The organism is Longimonas haloalkaliphila (genome assembly GCF_055379825.1).
This window is the reverse complement of sequence record NZ_AP043948.1, coordinates 298692-320056: the sequence shown is the minus strand read 5'-3', so window position 1 is coordinate 320056 and position 21365 is coordinate 298692. Positions and strand designations below refer to the sequence as shown.

Here is a 21365-nt window from a genome sequence, read left to right as displayed (position 1 = left end):
ACATCTGCAGCCTCATGGCAACGTCATATGATCTTCTGGTAGTAGGAACGGGGGGCGGCGGGTCGGTCGCAGCACGCCGGTGCAACGACGCGGGCTGGTCGGTCGCCCAGATTGATAACCGTCCGTTTGGGGGTACCTGTGCGCAGCGCGGCTGCGACCCCAAGAAAGTGCTCGTCGGAGCCTCGCATATTGTCGACCAGGCGCGCCGGCTCGAAGGATACGGCATTGCCGGTGCGTTGCAGGTCGACTGGCCTGCCCTGATGGCCTTCAAGCGCACCTTCACGGCACCCGTCTCAGAGGCGCGCGAGCGGTCGCTCCACGATGCAGGTATCGACGCCTATCATGGCACCGCACGTTTCGTAGATGAGTCGACGCTTCAGGTCGGCGAGCACACCGTGCACGGTACACACATCCTGCTTGCTACAGGCATGCGCCCGGCTCCGCTGCCGTTTGAGGGGGGCGATCTGCTCGCGACGAGCGATGCATTCATGGAGCTCGACGAGCTGCCCGGATCCATTACCTTTATCGGTGGGGGCTATATCTCGATGGAGTTCGCGCATATGGCGCTTCGAGCAGGCGCCTCGGTGCGTGTCATCCAGCGCGAGTCGCACGTGCTTCCGCCCTTTGATTCCGACTGCACCGATCGTCTGGTTACGCACTCGCGTGAGCTCGGCATGCAGATTCATCTGAACACCGACGCGACGCACGTCCGCCAGACCGAAGAGGGATTCGAAGTAGGCACACGTAGCCGCGACGGCAGCGAACAGACGTACGCTGCCGACCTGGTGGTGCACGGGGCCGGGCGCGTCCCCAACGTAGATGCGCTCAACCTGGAGGCCGGGAGCGTTGCAGCCGGGCGCGGAGGCGTTACGGTGAACAAGTACCTGCAGAGCACGACGAACCCCCGCGTGTATGCTGCTGGAGACGACGCCGATACGCCAGGCCTGCCGCTCACGCCGCTCTCTGGGCACGAGTCGCACATCGTAGCCGACAACCTGCTGAGCGATACGCCGCAGCCCGCCACGTATGGACTACAGCCCAGCGCAGCGTTTACTCAGCCGCCGCTGGCTACCGTCGGACTCACTGTTGCGGAGGCCGAACAGGCCGGCCGCAGCGTGCGCATCTCCGAAAACGACCTGAGCAGCTGGTACAGTTACCGGCGTATTCGGGCCGACGTAGCGTATGCCAAAGTGCTGATAGATGAGGAAACGGATGCGCTTGTTGGTGCACACCTTGTTGGCGAGCAGGCCCCCGAACTCATCAATCTGTTTACCCTCGCTATCCGTCACGAGATGACGCCAGACGACATTCGCGATACGACATTTGCGTATCCCACCCACGGGTCTGATCTCAAGTATATGGTATAGCGCAGCGCGCTACCTTCGTGCTACAGCAGCACTGCGGCTGAGCCTTGTGACACTGAGAGGGCATTCAGTCGGGGATGAGCGTTGTAGTGACTTGCACCGACTCGGCCTCGCGCAGAGGGACGGTAAGCCGGGTGCGGAAGCGGAGATCGCGGGGGAGCCATGTGCCATCGGGGCGGGCCTGAAGCGCAATGTAGAATACGCTGTCTTCGCTATACAGCAGCGCCCGCTCAGCACGCACGAGATAGGTGCTCACCACCGTGTTGGTGCCTGGGAGCACGTCGACGCGCGCGTAAGGAATTGGCACGTCGCGCCCATCGTCGGTGTCACGGGCCACCACCTCGATGCGGTCGACAGGGATCTGCGGATCCAGCGTGTCGCGGCGTATTCCGTAATGATAGGCGGGCTGGTTGCGGGCTTCCAGAAACGAGGGGGTGTCGGGATACGCGTCGCGCACCACGTTCTGGGGCAAGGCCGATGCATCCGCGCGCGGCGCCAGTCCCCATAGGTCGCGGTCGGGCACCGTGCCGCTGCGTTCCTCATCAAGCAGTTCAGAAGCCGCATCGGGGCGATGGGCCCAGGTCTGACGCAGCCGTCCACGCAGCGAGTCGTCGGGCGTAAATATATCGGTGCGGGTATGCCGCGTCAGGGGGATGCGGGGGAGGGCGGCAAAGGCCGAGTCCATCACTGCAAAGTCAAGCGTCTCTAACCGGTCGATCACAGGCGCCCCGGTGGACGTCCAGGCTGTGGTATCAGCTGCCGGTGCATAGCGTGGTGGAGTCCCCTCGTCCGAAGAACAGCCCGAGGCTCCTACAAACGCAGCCAGCGCTGCACCAATGAGCAGAACGGGGCGTATCCAAACAGAAACGGAAGGCATACCAGAGAGGCGAGAACAAGCAGGAACGCGAGGGGGCGATTCGACGAAAAATCGAGAGAGCGCAGGGGTACGGCCTGCACGAGTCGGCGCCGATGCCTATGTTACAAATGTTGTAGCTAGCACAACTGGTACAGCACAACGTTGATCAACGACCTACCCCACACCCGCACCCGCTGAAAAGTTTCGGAAGGCGGGTATTTGTTTCAACTGGTTGTACACACTACGTTATGGATACCTCTGCTTCGCATCGACATGCACGTTCGGTCGCTGAGGCGGCAGCGCGTGCTGCGGGCGCCGTTATTCGCCGCTATGTTGGGGCCAACCCGTCAGTAGAGGCGAAGGGCACCAACGACTTCGTGACCGAAGCCGACACAGCCGCGCAGCATGCCGTCGTGCGGGTGCTCAACGACGCGTTTCCTGACGACGCCATTCTGGCTGAAGAGCAAGACGACGCTGAGTCGGCCTCGCCCGATTATGACGGGCGGCGCTGGATCATCGACCCCATCGATGGCACCACGAACTTTATGCACGCGTTGCCCCCGTATGCGGTGAGCATCGCGCTGCAGGAAGGCCCCGAGATCGTGGCTGCCGTGGTGTACGACGTTGCACATGACTGGCTCTACGCTGCTGCCAAAGATGAAGGCGCCACCCGCAACGGGGAGCCGATCCATGTGAACGCGTCGGCTGAGTTGTCGGATGCGCTTGTCGCAACGGGCTTTCCGTATCGGCGCTTCGAACATATGGATACGTACCTGCAGGTGCTGCGTGACGTGCTGCTGACAACACGCGGCGTGCGGCGCCACGGGGCTGCAGCCATTGACCTGGTACGTGTGGCAGCCGGACACGTAGGCGCCTTCTACGAAACGGGTTTGCGTCCGTGGGATGTAGCCGCAGGTGCGCTCATTCTGCGCGAGGCAGGAGGAACGCTCACCGATTTTGAAGGAAACGGAGCCCTAACACCGGTCTTCGGTCGGCAGGTTATGGCTACAAATGGCATTCTGCACGAGGCGCTGCAACCCACGCTCGCACCGCTCATTGATACCCACGCTTAACGACTTACGTAAGTCGGCAAAAATACGTTTACACCTTGTGGTAGCGGTTCAATGGTAAGTGATTGTCGTATAGCTGACATGATCGGATCCGGCTCAACCCCCTCTGTCTACCGAGCTTCGCCGCAGGCGTGATCCTGTGGACATCTCCCCTTGGACAAGGGGGAGAAACCCGACACGAGCCTGCAAACCAAAACCCAAACAGGTTATAAGAGGGAGAGGGTTCGAACAAGACAAACCTACAGTGTCTGATAGCTTTATCACTTAGCGTCTACCCACTACCCACCTTGTCATTGCGGGGAGGGAGCCTGCGACCAACGCGTTGCTGGCGCGCCTCGCAGTGACAGACTCGAAGACTCTTTTGTGGACCTACTTAACCGCTCCCCTTGCGTTCTTACGGCATCGTTAGGCGCGCTCTCTACACACTACTTTCCCTCCAACCCCTATTTGTATGTCTGATTCTGGATATGGACTCCTCGAAGGCAAAACCGGCATCATTTTTGGCGCACTGACAGAAGACAGCATCGCCTGGCATGTGGCTGAGGCCGCCCACCGCGAGGGCGCGAAGTTTGCGCTCTCGAATGCGCCCGTGGCACGCCGCCTCGGCAGCATGGATGAACTCGCTGATGCCACCGATAGCCCCGTCATCTGGGCCGACGCGACCAGCGACGAGGATCTCGAGTCGCTCTTCAACGAGCTCAACGAAACCTATGATGGCGGCATCGACTTCATCGTCCACTCTATCGGCATGGGCGTGAACGTGCGCAAAGACAATCCTTACGAAGACCTGAACTACAACTGGTACCAGAAGACGCTCGACATTTCGTCGGTGAGCCTGCACCGGATTGTGCACCACGCGCTCGAAACAGGTGCGCTTAACGATGGCGGATCGGTCGTAGCCATGAGCTACATTGGTGCACAGCGCATCTTCTCGAAGTACTCCGAGATGGGCGATGCCAAGGCGCTGCTCGAAAGCATCGTACGCTCCTTCGGCTATCGCCTCGGCAAGCGCGACATCCGCATCAACGCCGTGTCGCAGAGTCCGACTCGCACCACAGCCGGTTCAGGCATTGAAGGCTTCGACGCCATGTTCGAATTCGCCGAGCGCGTGTCGCCCATGGGCAACGCCGACGCCGCCAGCTGCGCCGACTATACAGTTACGCTCTTGAGCGACCTCACGCGCATGGTCACCATGCAGACCCTCTACCACGACGGCGGCTTTAGCACCATGGGCATCTCCGATGAACTGGTGGAGGCGATGCGCGATGCCTTCGAAAACGCCGACGACGCGTAATTCAGTACGCCTTGCTTCGCTTGAAACCGTATGCCTCGCATCCGCCTGTTTGTTTCTGATATTGACGGCTGTCTCGCGGCCCCGTACACGCCGTACGACCTGGACACGCTGCACACGCTGGCCACCTACGCCCATAAAGCAGGGTCTATGGAAGCCCGTGCCGATACGGCGCTTCCCGTGCTTTCGTTGTGCTCTGGGCGCCCGTATTCGTACGTCGAAGCCATGGCACAGGTGCTGGGACTTACCACGCCGGTCCTCTTTGAGAGCGGCGCGGGGATGTTCGACCCGGTCGCGGCACAGACAACCTGGCATCCGGCGTTTACCCCTGAACTACAGGAGCAGGTAGCCGCCATGCGCGACTGGTTTGCGCGTGAGGCCGTACCTGGTACCAAAATATCGATCGATTATGGCAAGCGTGCCCAGGCAGGCATCGTAACACCCGATCCCGACGAGATTAAAGCCGTGCGACCGCGTACGATCGCGTTTGCCGAAAAGCATCTGCCCGATCTGAAGGTTTGCACGACCGACGTCTCGATTGACGTGATTTCGCCTGCTATCACGAAAGAGGTCGGGTTGCAGTGGCTGGGCGAGCATCTGGACGTGAGCCTCAGCGAAATGGCGTTTATCGGCGACACCGATGGCGATATCGAGGCGATTCAGGCAGTAGCCTATGGCTTTGCTCCGGCCAATGCCCACGACGTCGTGAAGGATCAGGCTGACTACGTAACAGAGAAAGCCGTTGCAGCCGGTACGCTGGAAGCGTATCGGTGGTGCGTAGCCTCCTACAAACAATCTGTATGAGCGTTAAGCCCGCAGGTCCTCAAGCAGGTTCGTACCGTCCTCAAACCGTTCCCCACCGCTGAAACGCTTATGTGTGTAGTTCGCCCGCTCCTTACCGCATGGATCACTGTCTGTATCGGCATCCTATTCGGGGTGGATGTATACGGACAGCCCGCTTCAGAGCGAATGGAGCGGGCCGTGGCCGAAGAAGAAATATCCGACGTCAACCTCTACTACGTAGCAGGGCATCGAGGGGCTACGCTCTACCGGTACGCAAATGAAAATGCGCCGCTACGCCGCATGCCGGTACGTACGCCCCTGCACGAGCTGGGATGTAACGGTGACTGGTGCCAGGTGCAGCTGGAAGATGGAGAGCAGGGATACGTGCGCGAGGAGGCGCTTTCGAATATCTGGATTCGTGTCGACAAAGACCAGCGCCGTGTGCGCCTCTACGCCGGCCCGGATCTGATCAAAACCTACAACGCCGACTTTGGCCCCAACGTGTTTCTCGACAAAGAGCGCCGGGGTAGTCAGCAAGATAGCGACCACTGGCGTACTCCCGAAGGGCTGTTTCACGTTGTAAATCGCAATCCGAATAGCATGTACTACAAAGCGCTGGTCATTGACTATCCGGGACGCGACGATGCCGAGCGTGGCCTGCAGCAAGGCATTATCTCTGAAGCTGAATATGCGTCGATCATAGAAGCGCACGACGAGCGCCGCATGCCGCCTATGTCCACGAAGTTGGGCGGGTGGATTGAGATCCATGGCGATGGCACCGGCGCGTCGACAGACTGGACGCGCGGATGCGTTGCGCTCCATAATACCGACATGGATCATATCTGGCAGTACGCGGAGGTGGGCACACCGGTGCTGATAGAGTAGCGGCCGGCTCGAACAGGCTCGCGATGTGACGGAGGCGGAACTGCCCCGATCCCGCTTGGATTCATGCGCATAAACGAGCTTCACCATACGCAACAAGACGATCCTCCATGCGGGCGTGCGCACTGCTATGAGGTGTCTGTGCGGCCCCCATCCAGCACAATCTTTGCCATTATCCTGAAGAGCTTATGCACCGACTTTCTTTTTATGCGATTTCGACCTCTCTGCTGGCGCTTATGCTTTTGCTGACAGCCTGTGGCGAGAGCGACCCTACTGCTCCCCCAGACGGATGGGAGACAAACGGTGACCGCTGGTGGACCGCCGACGCCGATACTGCAGAAGCCTTCCGTGATCTAAGCGACCTGCGTGCCATGGGCGTATTCAGCGAGGAAGAAGCAGCTGACCTCGCCATTGAAGGCGATCAGGTGAGCGGCGAGCAGTTCATTCGCGGCGTGAAGCAAGGCCTGAACGACTTCTATCAGAGCAATCCACAGGTCATTGATGATCTGTTCGAACAGTATGCGCGCGAAGAAATCGGGGAAGAGCCCCGCACCGGCGATGTAGAAGAGCTGGTGCAAGAAGCTGTTCAGGAAGCTCGTAACCTGCTCGACAGCTACTACCAGCGTCCACAGGTACAAGAGCAAGAGCCGATTAGCTACCCGCGTGATCTTTACGAAGAAGGCGTTACCGGTACTGTAGAACTGCAGGTGCGTGTAAATAGCTCCGGCGAGCCTGTCGCCATAAAGGTGGTCGAGTCCGTTCATCCTCAGCTCGATGCGATTGCAATGCGGTCGGCCGCGTTGATGCGCGCCTCCTCGCCGCAGGTCCGCTACTCGGAAGACGAGGAGTGGGAAGATATCGAGGGCTGGATTCACTTCAGCGTGCCGTTCCAGGTGTAGCGACAGCCATTCATTCTCTTTAACGTTGCCTCCAACGGTCGTAACCACCGCAGGGCGAGCCTCCATCTGGAAGCTCGCCCTGCTTTGTTGTGCTCATTGGCGAAACAGGCTCCTATACGGCTACCGCCTCTCGCTTGTCCTGGTACTCCGCCGGGTCGTACGCGAGACGGTCGGCCAGCCACTGCTCGATTTCGGCCACCTTCATGTTTTTGCGGGATGCGTAGTCTTCGATCTGGTCGCGCTGGAAGGTGCCCACGTTGTAGTAGCTCGCTTCCGGATGCGCAAAGTAGACGCCGCATACCGACGCACTGGGGTACATCGCAAGGTTCTCGGTGAGTGAGATATCGGTGTGCTTCTCCACACCCATCAGGTCCCAGATAAGCGGCTTCTCGGTGTGGTCGGGACACGCTGGGTAGCCCGGCGCCGGACGAATCCCGCGGTACTGCTCGCGAACCAGCTCCTGGTTGGCGAACTCTTCGTCGGGGGCATACCCCCAGTAGTCGGTGCGCACCTGCTGGTGCAGGAACTCGGCAAACGCCTCCGCCAGCCGGTCTGCCAGCGCCTGTGCCATGATGACGTTATAATCGTCCTGCGCGGTCTTGAAGTCCTCGATGATGTGCTCCAGGCCGATGCCGGCAGTAACAGCAAAGGCACCGATATAGTCGTTGACGCCGCTGTCTTTGGGAGCTACGTAGTCGGAGAGTGCGCGATTGGGCATATCGCCGCGCTTCTCGGTCTGCTGGCGCAGTGCGTGCAGCACGGTGGCCACTTCCGTGCGGGTGTCGTTGGTGTACACCTCGATGTCATCGCCTACGCGGTTAGCCGGATATAGCCCGATGATGCCATTGCAGGTAAGCGAGCGGCGCCGTGAGAGCCGGTCAAGCATCGCATTGGCATCCTCATAGAGCCGGCGAGCTTCCTCGCCTTTCTCCTCATCGTCGAAGATCGCCGGATACTTGCCGCTGATGTCCCACGCGATGAAGAAGGGCGTCCAGTCAATGTAGTCGCGCAGGGTACTCACGGGTACCTTGGGGAGGACGGTGGTGCCGAGCTTGTTTGGTTTCGTGATGGGCACCTCGTCCCAGTTGCTGGTGAAGCGGTTGGCACGCGCCTCGTCGATAGGCAGATACGTCTTGCGCCGCCCGCCCCGCTTATGACGCTCGCGGAGCGTCTCATAGCGCTCCTCCACTTCGCGCAGGAACGTGTCGCGCAGGTCCTCGGCCACCAGGTTGCCCGTTACGTTCACGCTGCGTGAGGCATCCAGTACGTGCACAACCGGACCGCTATAGTGCTCGGCGATCTTTACAGCGGTGTGGATTTCGGACGTGGTGGCGCCGCCAATCAGGAGCGGAATATCGAATCCCTCTCGCTCCATCTCTTCGGCCACATGCACCATCTCATCGAGCGACGGCGTGATGAGTCCGCTCAGCCCGATGATGTCCACATCGTGCTCGCGCGCCTTAGCAAGGATCTCCTGGGCCGGCACCATCACGCCCAGATCCACCACATCGTAGCCGTTACACTGCAGCACTACCCCGACAATGTTCTTGCCGATGTCGTGCACATCGCCCTTTACCGTGGCCAGGAGCACCTTCGGATTGTCGGTGTCTTCGCGCGGAGCCTCCCCAGCAGCCTCGCGACGGGCGTCTTCAGCTGCCTGTTCCTCTTCGATATACGGACGCAGGTGGGCCACGGCTTTTTTCATGACGCGCGCGCTCTTCACGACCTGTGGCAAGAACATCTTGCCATCGCCAAACAGATCGCCGACCACGTCCATGCCGTCCATGAGCGGGCCTTCGATCACGTCGAGCGATTCGTCGTATTTCTGGCGTGCCTCCTCCGCATCGTCTACAATATGATCGAGAATGCCTTTTACAAGTGCGTGCTCAATGCGCTGCTCGACCGGCTCCTCGCGCCATTCAGCGGTTTTTTCCTCCTGCTCGGTATCGTCTTCTTGCGCGGCAATTTCTTCAGCCAGGTCCACTAAGCGCTCGGTGGCATCGTTGCGGCGGTTGAAGAGCACGTCTTCGATGTGCTCACGCAGGGTCTCGTCGATCTGGTCGTACACCTCGATCTGCCCCGCGTTGACGATCGCCATGTCCATCCCGCGCTTGATCGCGTGGTACAGGAAGATCGTATGCATGGCCTCACGGACGCGGTTGTTGCCGCGAAACGAGAAGCTGATGTTGGAGAGTCCGCCACTGACTTTGGCGTGGGGCAAGTTCTCCTTAATCCACTCGGTGGCTTCGAGAAAGTCGATGCCGTAGGTGGCGTGTTCTTCGATGCCGGTCGCGATGGCAAAGATATTCGGGTCAAAGATGATGTCCTGCGGAGGAAAGCCGACTTCGTCGACGAGCAGGTTGTAGGCGCGCTCGCAGATCTCGATTTTGCGTTCGTACGTGTCGGCCTGACCGTCTTCGTCGAAGGCCATCACGATAACGGCGGCGCCGTAGCGGCGGCAGAGGCGAGCGTGTTCTAAGAACTCCTCTTCGCCCTCTTTCATCGAGATCGAGTTTACGACCGGCTTGCCCTGCACGCAGCGTAGTCCAGTTTCGAGCACCTCCCACTTTGAGGAGTCGATCACGATAGGCACGCGCGAGATGTCGGGTTCAGCGGCTACAAGCTGTAAGAAGCGCTTCATAGCGGCCGGGCCGTCGATCATGCCCTCGTCCATGTTCACGTCGACCATCTGCGCGCCGTTTTCGACCTGCTGGCGCGCCACGTTCAGGGCGGTCTCGTAGTCATCGTTCTTGATGAGGCGCTTGAAGCGACGCGAGCCCATCACGTTAGTGCGCTCGCCAATGTTCACAAAGTTGAGGTCGTCGCGAAAGACCAGCGGTTCGAGTCCACTCAGGCGGAGCGTAGTCGAGGGCTCCGGACGCTCGCGCGGCTCGTGGTGGGCCGCCACCTCCACAAACTGCTCGATGTGATCGGGCGTGGTGCCGCAGCAACCGCCGACGATGTTGAGCCAGCCTTCGCTCAGATAGCTGTCGAGCTGCTCGGCCATGAATTCAGGCGTCTCGTCGTATCCGCCAAACTCGTTGGGCAAGCCCGCATTCGGATAGAGACTCGTGAACGTTTCAGCCGCATTGGCCAGCTCCTCGATAAACGGACGCATCTGCTTGGAGCCGAGCGCGCAGTTGAGTCCCACGCTCAAAAGCTGCGGCTGGTGCATGACCGACGTGTAGAAGGCTTCGGGCGTTTGGCCCGAGAGCGTACGCCCGCTCATGTCGGTGATCGTCCCCGAAATCATGACGGGCCACTGCTGGTCGCGATCATCGAAGAGGCGCTGAATGGCGTAGAGCGCCGCCTTGCAGTTCAGCGTATCGAAGACCGTTTCCACAAGCAGAATATCCACACCGCCATCTACAAGCCCGCGAGCTTGCTCGTAGTAGGCCGTCTGCAGCTCCTCAAAGGTCGCCGCACGGTAGCCGGGGTCGTTGACGTCGGGGGATACCGAGAGCGTCTTGTTGGTCGGCCCCATAGCGCCGGCTACGAACCGGGGCTTGTCGGCGGTTGAGGCATCGTCGGCAGCCTCGCGTGCCAACCGGGCGCTGGCCACGTTCAGCTCGTACGCGAGATGCTGCAGCGAGTAATCCTCCTGCGCAATGGCGGTGGCGCTGAAGGTGTTCGTCTCAATGATATCGCTGCCCGCTGCAAGGTACTGCCGGTGGATGTCTTGAATGACATCCGGACGCGTGAGAGAGAGGAGATCGTTGTTGCCTTTCAGGTCGGCTTCGACATCGGCCACCTGGGCGTTGCGGAAGTCATCTTCTGTAAGATCGTGGCGCTGGATCATCGTGCCCATCGCGCCGTCCATTACCAGGATGCGCCGGGTAAGCAGGGTGCAGAGGGTCTCAAACGTCGTTGCCATAAGAGCGGGAGCGTACATGAACGAGAGGATATCAGGCTAACGTACCTATCTGAAAGCAGGGATGTTGCGACAACTTGAAGTGGAACCGCTTCCACAAAATACTTCACAACATCGGAAGATGTATTCAGGATGTATTTAGGGGGATACGGACCTTTCTGCCCCATCAGATGCATTCAACGGGACGTGTAATACGCTGATCATATGGTCGCTGAGTTCTCTATATAACCCCGGTTTCTCATGCAGGAATCTCCCACGCTTGTCCGTCCTCGCTTTCTGAACGATCGTTTCCAGAGCGCAATTATTCTGGAGCACCCCGATCCCTCGCTCGACGACTACCTGCGGGAGCAGGGGATCACGCCCGAGCGCGTCCCCCACGAAGAAACGTCGGATGTCGATTCTGTCATTGCCCGGCTTGAAGAGGGGCAGCACGACTTGCTCTACAAGCGAAGCAAGTTTCCCGTCACCGAAGAAGTGCTTGCAGCATCGCCCAACCTGGCGGCGATTATGCTTTGCTGTATCGGCGATGACACGGTCGACAAGCAGGCGTGTGCCGAGGCGGGCGTGCTCGTCATGAACGACCCGGTGAGCAACGGGCGGTCTGTCGTGGAGATGGTCTTTGGTGAGATGATTGGTATTGCACGACGTATTTTTACCGCGAATGAAGCGGGACGCCAGCATCTATGGACGAAGTCGAGCTCGCGTCGCTACGAGCTGCTGGGCAAAACGCTATCGATTATCGGACTCGGTAGCATTGGTAAACAGATTGCCAAGCTTGCCGACAACTTTGGTATGGACATCTGTTTCTACGACGCCTCAGAGGTGGCCAGCGAGGTGGGGGAAACGCTGGGATGGACGGCCTGCAACAGCATTGAAGAGGCGTTTGCTAAAGGCGATTTTGTAACGCTGCACGTGTCGGCTGAAGACCCAAAAGGCCGCTCCAACCAGGGCCTTATCACGTACAACCACTTCAAGCGATTGGCCGCCGACCGCCCTGAGAACAGCCCGCGCGGGTTTATCAACGCAGCGCGCGGCTTTCTCTACGACCCGAACGACCTGAAGCGCGCGATCAAAGAAGGCCATGTGCGTGCCGCTGCGATCGATGTCTTTCCGGAAGAGCCGGGAAGTAGTAACGAAGAGTGGCAGAACCCTTATGCAGAGGTCGGAGAGGTCGTTACCACCCCGCACATTGGCGCAGCCACGCAAGAGGCGCAGCCTCGCATCGCGTCGCGCATCGCCACCACCACGCGGATGTTCAACGAACACGCTACGGTGCGCGACACCGTGTTTGCTCCGCAAGAGACCATCGGCGCCCGCGTAGAGCCGCCGTACTGGGCGCTCTCGGTGGTGCACAGCGACGTGCGGGGCACGAAGAAAGCCATCGACGACTCAGTGTATGAAGCCGGAGCGAGCAATCTCAACTCAAATCACTGCGACTTCCCCGAATACGGTATCGCCTACGACGTGAATGCGCTCAACGAGCCGCTGTCGGATGTGCAAATCGACGACCTGGTCGAGCGCGCCGTCGAGCTATCAGGAGATCCGCACGCCATCCGGTCCATCCGGCAGTTCAAAGTGAATGGGGACCAGGCGTGACAGTAGGAACCCACAGGCGCTGTGTGCTCAATCGCACATAGAGCACATAGAGATGGACGTAGAGCACGAAAAGACTTGCCTGAAAGTGCGCACCCCCCTACTTTAGGTGCATGGGTAGTATCCCAGATGAGCAGGCGATTCCGTACTAATGAGCCCCAACGCAGTAATACACAATGTCCTCCTCTCGTGTTGAAGCTCTTCATGCATATGGTATTCTGGACACCCCTCCAGAAGAGGCGTTCGATCGCTTCGTAGAGCACGCGGCGGACTTGCTTGATGTGCCGATTGCAGCGATCAACTTTGTTGATGCGGAGCGGCAGTGGGCCAAGGCAGCCATTGGAACTCACATCCAAGAGACAGAACGCACCCTCTCGTTTTGTGCACACACCATCCAAGATGCCTCGCCGCTTATTATTCAGGATGCGGCAGAAGACAAACGCTTTGCTTCAAACCCACTGGTAGCTGAGCCGCCCCATGTTCGTTTCTATGCGGGAGCGCCCCTCGAAACCGCAGAGGGATATCGTGTTGGCACGCTATGTGTGCTGGATACTAAACCACGCGTCTTTACGGATTCGCAGGTGCAGCAGCTTCGCACGCTGGCTCGAATGGTGGTAGACCGGCTGGAGCAGCGCCGAGAGGCGCTGCAACGCGAGAAAGAGCTGCGAGAAAGTGAGGCCCGCTATCGGGTGCTTGCCTCGCATTTCCCCAACGGCCTTGTTGCCCTTTTTGACAGCAACTTGCGCTACCAACTGGTACGCGGACAGGGACTGCAGGACCACGGGTTGGATCCAGAAATGGTTGAAGGGCGCCGGGTGCAGGATCTGTTCGAAGAGCCGCTGTCAAGTGTGTTGGCGAAGCACTATCGAGACGCGCTTCAGGGCAACACGTCATCATTTGAAGTGACGTATCAAGATCGGCGTCATCGGCTGTACGTAGTTCCTGTTGGAGAAGATGGGACTTACGGGATGGCAATGTCGCAAGACATCACAGAGGCTGAAGAGTACAGGCACCAGCTTGACACGCTCGTTGATAACCTTCCGGGTATTGTGTACCGTGCTCGCCTTGAGGAGGAGTGGCCCCTCGAATTCATTAAAGGAGACGTCGAGGGAATTACCGGGTATACTGCCTCTGAGTTGCTTGATCAGATGGGTGGTGGCATGCTGGTACACCCGGACGACCGCGCGTATGTGAAGAAAACAGTTGACGCGGGCGTTCGGCGCGACGGGCATTACGACCTTACGTTTCGCATCCTGACCAAACAAGGGGAGGTGAGGTGGCTCTGGGAGCGCGGCGTGAAGGTGAGAGACCCTATCTCTGGGGCAGAGCGGGTCGAAGGGTTTCTCACCGACGTAACAGAGCGGGAGAAGGCACGCCAGACGGTACGTGAGCGTGAGTCGCGCCTTCGGGGCGTTGCAAGTAGCATCCCCGGGGTCGTGTTTCAATTCGCCATAGATGACAGTGGCAACCAGGAGATACGATTCGTAGGCAACAGTGCTGAGCGCCTTCTGGGTATTCCGGCGAACCCCAGTCGGTATGGGGATTTTCTGTCTTGCATCCCAGCGCCGCACCTCGACACGCTCATCGCATCTGTCTGGCAAGCGGTTGAGGAGCACCATGTATGGGAGCATGTGTTTCCCTACGATCACCCCCATACGGGAGAGCGTATCTGGCTACAGGGCATTTCAATACCTGCTGATGCTGAGACGGCCAATACCGGAAAAGAGATTGTGTACAATGGGGTCGTAATCGATATCACGACGCGTAAGCAACGCGAGCAGGAGCGAGAAGCGATGCGCGAGCGCATGGAACTGGCGCTGGAAAAAACAGACGCTGTTCTGTTCGAAGTTGACTTCTCTGAAGAGACGGTGGTCCGTATGGGGCCGTTCGAGCGCCTCTTCGGTATCGAACGGGAGAAAGTGAAGAGCCTGGAGACCTTCCTGGCTAAAGTTGTGCACCCAGAAGATCGTGAGGCGCTTCGGTCCTTTCTGTCACGCCTGAAGACTGCAGATCCAAAAACACAGATCGTTACCTATCGCACGCATCCTGACCGAGGCGCCGTGCGGTGGATACGTGGCGAGGTGCACCAGGTAGAGCACACCGAGGCAGGCACGTGGCGGCTTATTGGACTGGAGCGCGATGTTACAGCGCAAAAGGAAGCACAAAAAGAGCGCCGCATGCTGGCTGCTGCAGTAGAGCAGGCTTCAGAAGCCGTTCTGATCACGGAAGCCGCCCCAATCGATAACCCGGGTCCGCGTATCATATACGCGAATCCAGCGTTTGAGGCCATGACGGGATACGAGATCGACGAGATTGTGGGCAAAACGCCCCGCATCCTACAAGGCCCTGATACTGACTCGGCGGTGCTTGAACGCTTGCGCACGCATCTCCAGAATGAAAAGCCGTTTCGCGGCGAGACGGTGAACTATCGCAAAGATGGTACGCCTTACGTCGTTCGCTGGGATATTGCCCCGGTGCGCAATGCCCGCAATGAAGTGGAGTACTGGGTATCGGTGCAGTACGATATAACGGATGAACGCAGGCGTGAGGAAGAGTTGCGTACAGCCAAGAAAGAGGCCGAAAAGGCAGCACGCCTGCAGGAAGCGATGCTTGCCAACATGAGCCACGAAGTGCGCACGCCACTTACGTCCATGATTGGCTTCACCGAGATCCTTCTCGACGAGACCGAGGGCGCTCCTGCCGAGCATGCGGCTATCATATACCGAAGCAGCAAGCGGCTGCACAAGACGCTGGAGTCGATGTTGCAGCTGTCGGAGCTCCGCGGCGGTGCCTATCAGCTATCGGTGGATGACGTTGACCTTCGAGCACTGGCTACCGAGGTCGTTGAAACTATGCATTCCAAAGCAACCCGAAGCGACGTTGCACTCCAACTGGTGGAGCCGGGCTATTCGGTACAAGCGCATGTCGACCCGATTGCAGTGCAGCGCATTATCACTAATCTGGTAGATAACGCGATCAAGTTTACGCCCGAGAACGGGCAGGTGAGTGTTCAGGTCGGCACAGGAAATGAAGACGCGGACCACGATGGCCATTACATAGAAGTTAGAGATACCGGAATTGGTATCGCTCCTGAAGCGGTAAACGATATGTTTATCGCATTCAAGCAAGAGTCAGATGGCTTCTCGCGTACGTACGAGGGGAGCGGGCTCGGGCTGGCGATTGTAAAGCAGCTGGTTGACCAGATGGGCGGTACGATCACTGCTGAAAGCGAAAAAGGACAAGGTACATGTATGCGTGTGTCTTTTCCCGTCCAAGCTTCAGAAGAGGGAGCGTAAAGTTCTCTCCACTCTTTTTGAATATCTGGTTCTGCGGCACCAGGGGCACCCCGACCGTGGGAGAAAGTACTCCTGGAAAGCCCAGATTAAGAAATCAAGACAGGCTCTTTAAACGCATTTTTCATATACGTCAGATAGTCCGCATGAGCAGAAAACGCAAAGCCCTTACTTCTGAAGAAAAAGCGATGGTAGACGAGATGGTCGCGCCGTATATCGATCCAACGGTGCATCCACTTGGCGAAGATACGCGAGGGGTTTCGCGCTATGACAAGCGTGAAGACATGTACGATGGCACCGGTACCGTGTACCTTTTGCAGCTATTTAGCCCCGACGAGCTTGTTAATAATCGCATTGCGGCGTACATGGTGCTGCCAAGTGCAGACGATAGCGTGGGGTTTCATACCCACGGTGATCGAAACGAAGAGGAGCTTTACGTGGTGATGCATGGAAGCGGAGTATACATGGAAAAGGCTTCGGCTGATGGCGAGCCTCGGTCGATACCTGTTCATACAGGAAGCGTTACAAGCGTACGGGGCGAGGCGCTGCATGCAGTCCGCAATACCGGTACAGAGCCGCTCATCGTATTTGTTGTAACGACAAACGAGTCTACATGAATGCGACGGAGGGGGGAGAGCTGTTAGCCACTCGGCGTCTTGGACATTGCGTTTCGCCACGTTTCGCATCGCTTAAAACACTGGGCTTCATAGTCACGTCAAAAAGCATAAAAGTGGCCCTTCGCCTTAGAGATGCCCGCAAACAATGAAGACAGACAGTTACACGGTTTTTCTGGACGCTGTAGGAGTCCGGTCGCTACCCTACGAACATGCTTGGAAGCGATGTGGCATCGTCGTTCTTGCGTACATACTTTTATGGATGGGGACGCTACTTCTTGGTCAAGAAGCCATTGCGCAAGAAAGGGTTGCAGATGCAGAAGACGCGCCTTCCCTGCTTAGTGAAGGGTATGCGTACAACCGGGCAACCGACCAAATGAATCGCTTCCAGTTATATGCTGATAGCACCCTGGTGCTCAGCGTGAGGGGGGATGAAGGGCTACAGACAATTCGAATGCCCGTCTCTCTCTTTGAGCTTGTAGGAGAACGCGTAGAAGAGCGTCTATATGGAGAACGTCCCTCGCGCAGCGAGATCGGGTTGGGTATTGAAGACCGGGCGCTGCATCTGAGCTTAATCCAGCAATATGACTTGTTGCTGTTCGGTGGGCTTGGAGGGGGCATTTTGATCTTGATGAGTCTTTCCATCTGGCTTGGCGTGCGACTGCGCCGCAGCCGCCGCGAGGAGCAGGCGCTCCGTTTGCGGTATCAGGCTCTACAGGAAGGCGAAGAGCGAGAGCGTCGCCGCGTTGCGCGCGAGATTCACGACGGTCCTGTTCAAACGCTGCACGGCCTGCATCTGCATATGGCGGCTACTCAGCTTGGAGCACGCGGCGATGGAGCCTCTTCAGACACAGAACAGGGTGAAGGGTTTTCGCTCGACATGGAAAGCAGTCTCATGGATGCGGTGCGCGAACTGCGTGCAATCAGTGAGGGGCTGCATCCGGCTAGCCTGGAGCGTTTTGGTTTACTGGCTGCGCTTCGTGCACATGCGCACCGCCTCACCGAAACAGCGACCGCAGGAGCTGATCCAGCTATCCGTATTGAAGGAAGCGAAGACATGCTCTGTCTGTCCGATAGCAAGCGCCTTGCGCTATACCGTATCGGACAAGAGGCACTGTCTAATGCAGTGCAGCATGCCGGGGCAACTACTATTGACCTGCAGGTTCAAACCAAGGATAATCATCTTCATCTTGTAGTGCGAGATGACGGTACGGGGTTTGACGCAACGGCCCATTCCAAACAGCGAACAGAAAAAAATGGAGCACGCGAGCAACTCGGACTCATCGGTTTGCATGAGCGCGCCGATATGATCGGAGCGTCTGTTGAGATAGAGAGCATGTATGGAATAGGCACGACCATACGTGTCACTTGTCCGTATGAGGCCCAATCCGAGGGTGTTAGCCAGAGAAGTAGAGAGCATCCAGAGTCGGTATACACATTGGAATAAGCGTGACGAGCTTACAGAGAATGCCGTGTAAGCCAGCGATGCGAGATCGTCTCGTATTCTTGTATAGCTACCAACCTTTCACCTATGAGTGCGCTTCGCGTTGTTCTTGCTGATGATCATACCGTAGTTCGTCGCGGATTGAGGACGATTCTGGAAGCCAGCGATCCAAGCGGCCTGTTGCCGATTGAAGTCGTTGGGGAAGCCGGAACGGGGCCAGAAGCGCTACGGCTCGTCGAAGTTCATGAGCCTGACGTGCTGCTGCTCGACGTAGAAATGCCAGGGGCTGACGGGGTTGAGGTTGCTCAGACATTAAGCGTACGAGGCACATCGACAGCGGTGTTGGCACTGTCCTCGCACGAAGATCCGATTTATGTGCAGGGGCTATTGCGAGCAGGAGCTTCAGGGTACCTGACAAAGGAGCAAGCACCGACTCTTATTCGCGAGGCAGTGCGTGCGGTAGCAGAAGGCCAGAAGCGGTGGTTCGTATCTGTTTCGCCCGAGACACACCCGCTTAACAATATAACTGAACGGGAGCGTACGGTACTTCGCCTGCTAATTGAAGGACATGCCACCGGTGCGATTGCCGAGAAAATGAATGTAGCTCCTAATACAGTTCGAAAGTATGCTTCGGTACTATACGATAAGATTGGTGTGGAAGACGGCCGGTCTGCTATCGCATGGGCGTGGAAGCAGGGAGTAGCTGAGCGCCTCTGAGGACGAGGGGGGCGCTCTGGAGAGAATCATATCTTAAGATATCATAAGATATCATATCGCGCACTGGCTTTGCGCAGGTCGAAGTAAGCCGTAAAGTTAGACGATACGCAGCAGTGCTGCGTAGTTGTATCGGAATCTATCCACATCTGTGGACTCAAAGAGGGAACAGGTGTGCATAGTTAAGGCGATGAGAGGAGGCTACTTTAAGTGTAAAGCATCCCGCATACGAGACGGGATGCAGGCCAGCAACGCCCGGAGGCACAAACCCTCTTGCACGGCTCCTCTTGCGGGGCAGGCGCACAATTGCCATATGACTGGTCAGAATACTGCGTTGCTTTTTCCTCTCAACATCCACTGCGCTATGTTTAAGTTATCGACCTTTTGGACACTTTTAGCATCCTTCGGAATGCTTTTCATGCTGGTTGGCTGCGATGCAGCTACAGATGTTGAACCTGAAGAAGACGCCATTCCGCATATTGCGGGACAGACATTCGGGTGGCAGGGCTTGAGCGTTTCCATGGATCAGGGAGTCGCTATTCCTGGCAACGAACGGTTGCGTGTGGAAACAGAAGACGACCGCCACGCCCACTTTCAGATACAGCCATCCTCAGGAGAGCGCATGGACCTGCTGTTTTCGCTTGATGCAATCGAGCGGGGCGATCCTTTCTCCATCAAGGTGATCGGGCGAAGTGCTACCGGCGATCCCGTAGTGATGAGCGAGATTCTGCATCGTCCTTCTGGAGAAGAAGGGAGCGTTGATCTTTCGCATGCCATGGCGTACGGACAGCGGGCAGATGTCACATGTCGCATCGGTAACACGGCTCCTCGCTCCATGATTGACGTTACCAGCGCAGATGAAGGCACACTGGAGATGGGTACACTCAGTGACTGGCCCTCCTCATTCCATTACATCCGTCGCGGTGATGACGTTGTAATTGAGATTGACTACGAACGTGAAATGCAACAGGAAGAAAACTTGCAGACAGCACATCTTTCGCTGAATCCCAGCCTGGCAGCGAGTCAACTGAACGTTACGGGCCAGTTCGAGCCGCAGCAACAGGAATGCTCCCACATTGGATTCCAGATGGCGGGAATCCCTGCTTCGACCGAGCTGCATGCCGTTGAGATGTCGCTTCCCAGTGCAATAGAGATTGCTCGGGCAGAGCGTTAAGAAAGATGCAATCGGCTTGTTAATATCATACACATGATCCAGTAGGGGGGAGTCAGATGCCAGGAGTACGTCTCTCAGGACATAAATACCCGCTATACTCTGTTTCTCGCGAAGTAGACCCAAGGAGACTGGTTATGGCTAAGCGTCGGCAGGAAGTTGTTGAACAATACAACATCGTCGGCACTCCCCCTGAAGAGGCTTTCGACTCTGTGGTGCGCCACGCAGCGGATGTGATTGAGGCACCCACTGCGATGCTAAACTTCTCAATAGAAGCAGAGTGGTTCTGGTGCAAAGCTGCCACCGGCATAGATCAAGTTGGCCACACGTTCCGGTCGGCACTCTGCGAGCAGACCATGGAAGCCGGAGCGCTTACAGAGATCAATAGAGACCTGGAAGGTGAGCCTTTTTCAGGAAAACAGTCTTCGTTTGAACTATGCATCTTCAAGGCGTATGTCGGAGTGCCCTTGCACACATCTGGCGGAGTCTGTATTGGTACGCTCTGCATTCTTGACACGGTCCTGCGATCCTTCTCAGATGCCGATTGCAGACGCCTGAAAGACATTGCAGCACTGGTTGTGCATCTTTTAGAGCAGCGCCGAAAAGCGCTTCGCTCGGGCACGCACTCAGGCACAGGGAGGGCATCGGGATTGCGTCCTCGAAAAAGCCGACAGGCAAAACAGCACCGGCCTCCCTCTGAGCAAGACTTCAAGACCCTCAAAACGTCGCTACTTGCCAATATAAGCCACGAAGTGCGTACGCCGCTTACCGCGATTATCGGATTCGCGGAGATTCTGGAGGATGAACTTGATACTCCGATGGCTGAACGCGCTTCGATCATCAAGCGATATGGCAAGCAGCTGAATCAAACGCTACAGGCTACGATGCGGCTTTCTGAACTGGAAAGCGGTACGCACGCCATCAGGGCATGCGAAATAGACATCGCCCGGGTTGTGCGCAGCACCGTAAAGGCTTACGAAGAGGACGCATGCCGTGCAGGCATAAAGGTCAACGAGAACATACCGTTGCAGCCGGTGCACGCCTGGGGCGATCAGGAGGCTCTCATGCATATCGTAGCGAACGTGATCGACAATGCGATCAAGTTCAATCGACCCGGAGGCCAGGTGAAGGTCCGTATAGAAAACGTAGAAAATGAGGGTGTAGAGCAGGCGCAGGTTGTTGTCGAGGACACGGGGATTGGAATCACTGAGGAGGCTATCCCGCGTGTATTTGAGGCGTTCCGGCAAGAGTCAGAGGGAACAGCACGATCCTACGAAGGGGTGGGCATTGGGCTCACCATTGTAAAACATCTGGCAGAGCAGATGGGAGGATGCGTGCACCTGCAGAGCAAAAAGGGACAGGGTACGTCTGTTGCAATCAATCTCCCAATACATTCACCCGGGTAAGTGATGCTGTGTCATGTGATGCTGCGTCATATGTCTGATCGTTTCACTCCTGTGATATAGTAGAAGTCTGATTGATAACTTCTATCTTTATACCGCGAGGGGAAAGACGTAGTA

Annotated in this window: 15 protein-coding genes; 13 read left to right on the top strand and 2 right to left on the bottom strand. The window is 57.5% G+C overall.

What is annotated here, in order from left to right:
* Window positions 1-14 precede the first annotated feature (14 nt).
* On the top strand, window positions 15-1367 hold the full coding sequence (locus ACZ48V_RS01235; RefSeq protein ID WP_464540851.1) for a dihydrolipoyl dehydrogenase family protein: 1353 nt from the start codon (window positions 15-17) through the stop codon (window positions 1365-1367).
* A gap of 64 nt (window positions 1368-1431) precedes the next feature.
* Here ACZ48V_RS01235 and ACZ48V_RS01230 read toward each other — a convergent pair whose 3' ends face one another.
* Complete coding sequence (locus tag ACZ48V_RS01230) at window positions 1432-2241, bottom strand: hypothetical protein (RefSeq protein WP_464540849.1); 810 nt, start codon at window positions 2239-2241, stop codon at window positions 1432-1434.
* A gap of 227 nt (window positions 2242-2468) precedes the next feature.
* Here ACZ48V_RS01230 and ACZ48V_RS01225 point away from each other — a divergent pair, with 227 nt between their 5' ends.
* The 5 genes from ACZ48V_RS01225 (at window position 2469) to ACZ48V_RS01205 (ending at window position 7145) form a co-directional block, all read left to right on the top strand.
* The gene (locus tag ACZ48V_RS01225) at window positions 2469-3293 is read left to right on the top strand and encodes an inositol monophosphatase family protein (protein ID WP_464540848.1); all 825 of its coding nucleotides are present in this window, start codon (window positions 2469-2471) and stop codon (window positions 3291-3293) included.
* Window positions 3294-3741: 448 nt separating this feature from the next.
* Entirely contained in the window at window positions 3742-4584 is an 843-nt protein-coding gene (locus tag ACZ48V_RS01220; protein WP_464540846.1) for an enoyl-ACP reductase FabI, read from the top strand.
* A gap of 30 nt (window positions 4585-4614) precedes the next feature.
* On the top strand, window positions 4615-5385 hold the full coding sequence (locus ACZ48V_RS01215) for an HAD family hydrolase (protein ID WP_464540844.1): 771 nt from the start codon (window positions 4615-4617) through the stop codon (window positions 5383-5385).
* A 69-nt stretch (window positions 5386-5454) separates the two neighbouring features.
* The gene (locus tag ACZ48V_RS01210) at window positions 5455-6249 is read left to right on the top strand and encodes a L,D-transpeptidase family protein (RefSeq protein ID WP_464540842.1); all 795 of its coding nucleotides are present in this window, start codon (window positions 5455-5457) and stop codon (window positions 6247-6249) included.
* A 185-nt stretch (window positions 6250-6434) separates the two neighbouring features.
* Window positions 6435-7145 (top strand): energy transducer TonB, encoded by a 711-nt coding sequence (locus tag ACZ48V_RS01205; protein WP_464540840.1) that lies wholly within the window; start codon window positions 6435-6437, stop codon window positions 7143-7145.
* Between the two features lie 112 nt (window positions 7146-7257).
* Here ACZ48V_RS01205 and metH read toward each other — a convergent pair whose 3' ends face one another.
* On the bottom strand, window positions 7258-11019 hold the full coding sequence (gene metH / locus ACZ48V_RS01200; protein ID WP_464540838.1) for a methionine synthase: 3762 nt from the start codon (window positions 11017-11019) through the stop codon (window positions 7258-7260).
* Between the two features lie 237 nt (window positions 11020-11256).
* On the opposite strand from metH, the gene ACZ48V_RS01195 reads away from it, so the two are divergent.
* The 7 genes from ACZ48V_RS01195 (at window position 11257) to ACZ48V_RS01165 (ending at window position 21251) form a co-directional block, all read left to right on the top strand.
* A complete protein-coding gene (locus tag ACZ48V_RS01195; protein WP_464540836.1) occupies window positions 11257-12612 on the top strand; it encodes an NAD(P)-dependent oxidoreductase in 1356 nt (451 codons plus the stop codon).
* Between the two features lie 173 nt (window positions 12613-12785).
* Window positions 12786-15905 carry a PAS domain S-box protein gene (locus ACZ48V_RS01190; protein WP_464540834.1) on the top strand — a complete coding sequence of 1040 codons (3120 nt, stop codon included), beginning with the start codon at window positions 12786-12788 and terminating at the stop codon, window positions 15903-15905.
* Between the two features lie 143 nt (window positions 15906-16048).
* Window positions 16049-16519 (top strand): cupin domain-containing protein, encoded by a 471-nt coding sequence (locus ACZ48V_RS01185; RefSeq protein ID WP_464540832.1) that lies wholly within the window; start codon window positions 16049-16051, stop codon window positions 16517-16519.
* Window positions 16520-16778: 259 nt separating this feature from the next.
* Window positions 16779-17963 (top strand): sensor histidine kinase, encoded by a 1185-nt coding sequence (locus ACZ48V_RS01180; protein ID WP_464540831.1) that lies wholly within the window; start codon window positions 16779-16781, stop codon window positions 17961-17963.
* Between the two features lie 84 nt (window positions 17964-18047).
* Window positions 18048-18677 (top strand): response regulator, encoded by a 630-nt coding sequence (locus ACZ48V_RS01175; RefSeq protein ID WP_464540829.1) that lies wholly within the window; start codon window positions 18048-18050, stop codon window positions 18675-18677.
* A gap of 361 nt (window positions 18678-19038) precedes the next feature.
* Window positions 19039-19848, top strand: a complete 810-nt coding sequence (locus ACZ48V_RS01170) for a hypothetical protein (RefSeq protein WP_464540827.1) — start codon at window positions 19039-19041, stop codon at window positions 19846-19848.
* Window positions 19849-19982: 134 nt separating this feature from the next.
* Complete coding sequence (locus ACZ48V_RS01165; RefSeq protein WP_464540825.1) at window positions 19983-21251, top strand: GAF domain-containing sensor histidine kinase; 1269 nt, start codon at window positions 19983-19985, stop codon at window positions 21249-21251.
* Window positions 21252-21365: the final 114 nt, after the last annotated feature.

Bases quoted from the DNA above. Each gene is read 5' to 3' on its own strand.
- ACZ48V_RS01235 (WP_464540851.1), top strand. From the start codon at position 15: ATGGCAACGTCATATGATCTTCTGGTAGTAGGAACGGGGGGCGGCGGG.
- ACZ48V_RS01230 (WP_464540849.1), bottom strand. From the start codon at position 2,241: ATGCCTTCCGTTTCTGTTTGGATACGCCCCGTTCTGCTCATTGGTGCA.
- ACZ48V_RS01225 (WP_464540848.1), top strand. From the start codon at position 2,469: ATGGATACCTCTGCTTCGCATCGACATGCACGTTCGGTCGCTGAGGCG.
- ACZ48V_RS01220 (WP_464540846.1), top strand. From the start codon at position 3,742: ATGTCTGATTCTGGATATGGACTCCTCGAAGGCAAAACCGGCATCATT.
- ACZ48V_RS01215 (WP_464540844.1), top strand. From the start codon at position 4,615: ATGCCTCGCATCCGCCTGTTTGTTTCTGATATTGACGGCTGTCTCGCG.
- ACZ48V_RS01210 (WP_464540842.1), top strand. From the start codon at position 5,455: ATGTGTGTAGTTCGCCCGCTCCTTACCGCATGGATCACTGTCTGTATC.
- ACZ48V_RS01205 (WP_464540840.1), top strand. From the start codon at position 6,435: ATGCACCGACTTTCTTTTTATGCGATTTCGACCTCTCTGCTGGCGCTT.
- metH (WP_464540838.1), bottom strand. From the start codon at position 11,019: ATGGCAACGACGTTTGAGACCCTCTGCACCCTGCTTACCCGGCGCATC.
- ACZ48V_RS01195 (WP_464540836.1), top strand. From the start codon at position 11,257: ATGCAGGAATCTCCCACGCTTGTCCGTCCTCGCTTTCTGAACGATCGT.
- ACZ48V_RS01190 (WP_464540834.1), top strand. From the start codon at position 12,786: ATGTCCTCCTCTCGTGTTGAAGCTCTTCATGCATATGGTATTCTGGAC.
- ACZ48V_RS01185 (WP_464540832.1), top strand. From the start codon at position 16,049: ATGAGCAGAAAACGCAAAGCCCTTACTTCTGAAGAAAAAGCGATGGTA.
- ACZ48V_RS01180 (WP_464540831.1), top strand. From the start codon at position 16,779: ATGGGGACGCTACTTCTTGGTCAAGAAGCCATTGCGCAAGAAAGGGTT.
- ACZ48V_RS01175 (WP_464540829.1), top strand. From the start codon at position 18,048: ATGAGTGCGCTTCGCGTTGTTCTTGCTGATGATCATACCGTAGTTCGT.
- ACZ48V_RS01170 (WP_464540827.1), top strand. From the start codon at position 19,039: ATGTTTAAGTTATCGACCTTTTGGACACTTTTAGCATCCTTCGGAATG.
- ACZ48V_RS01165 (WP_464540825.1), top strand. From the start codon at position 19,983: ATGGCTAAGCGTCGGCAGGAAGTTGTTGAACAATACAACATCGTCGGC.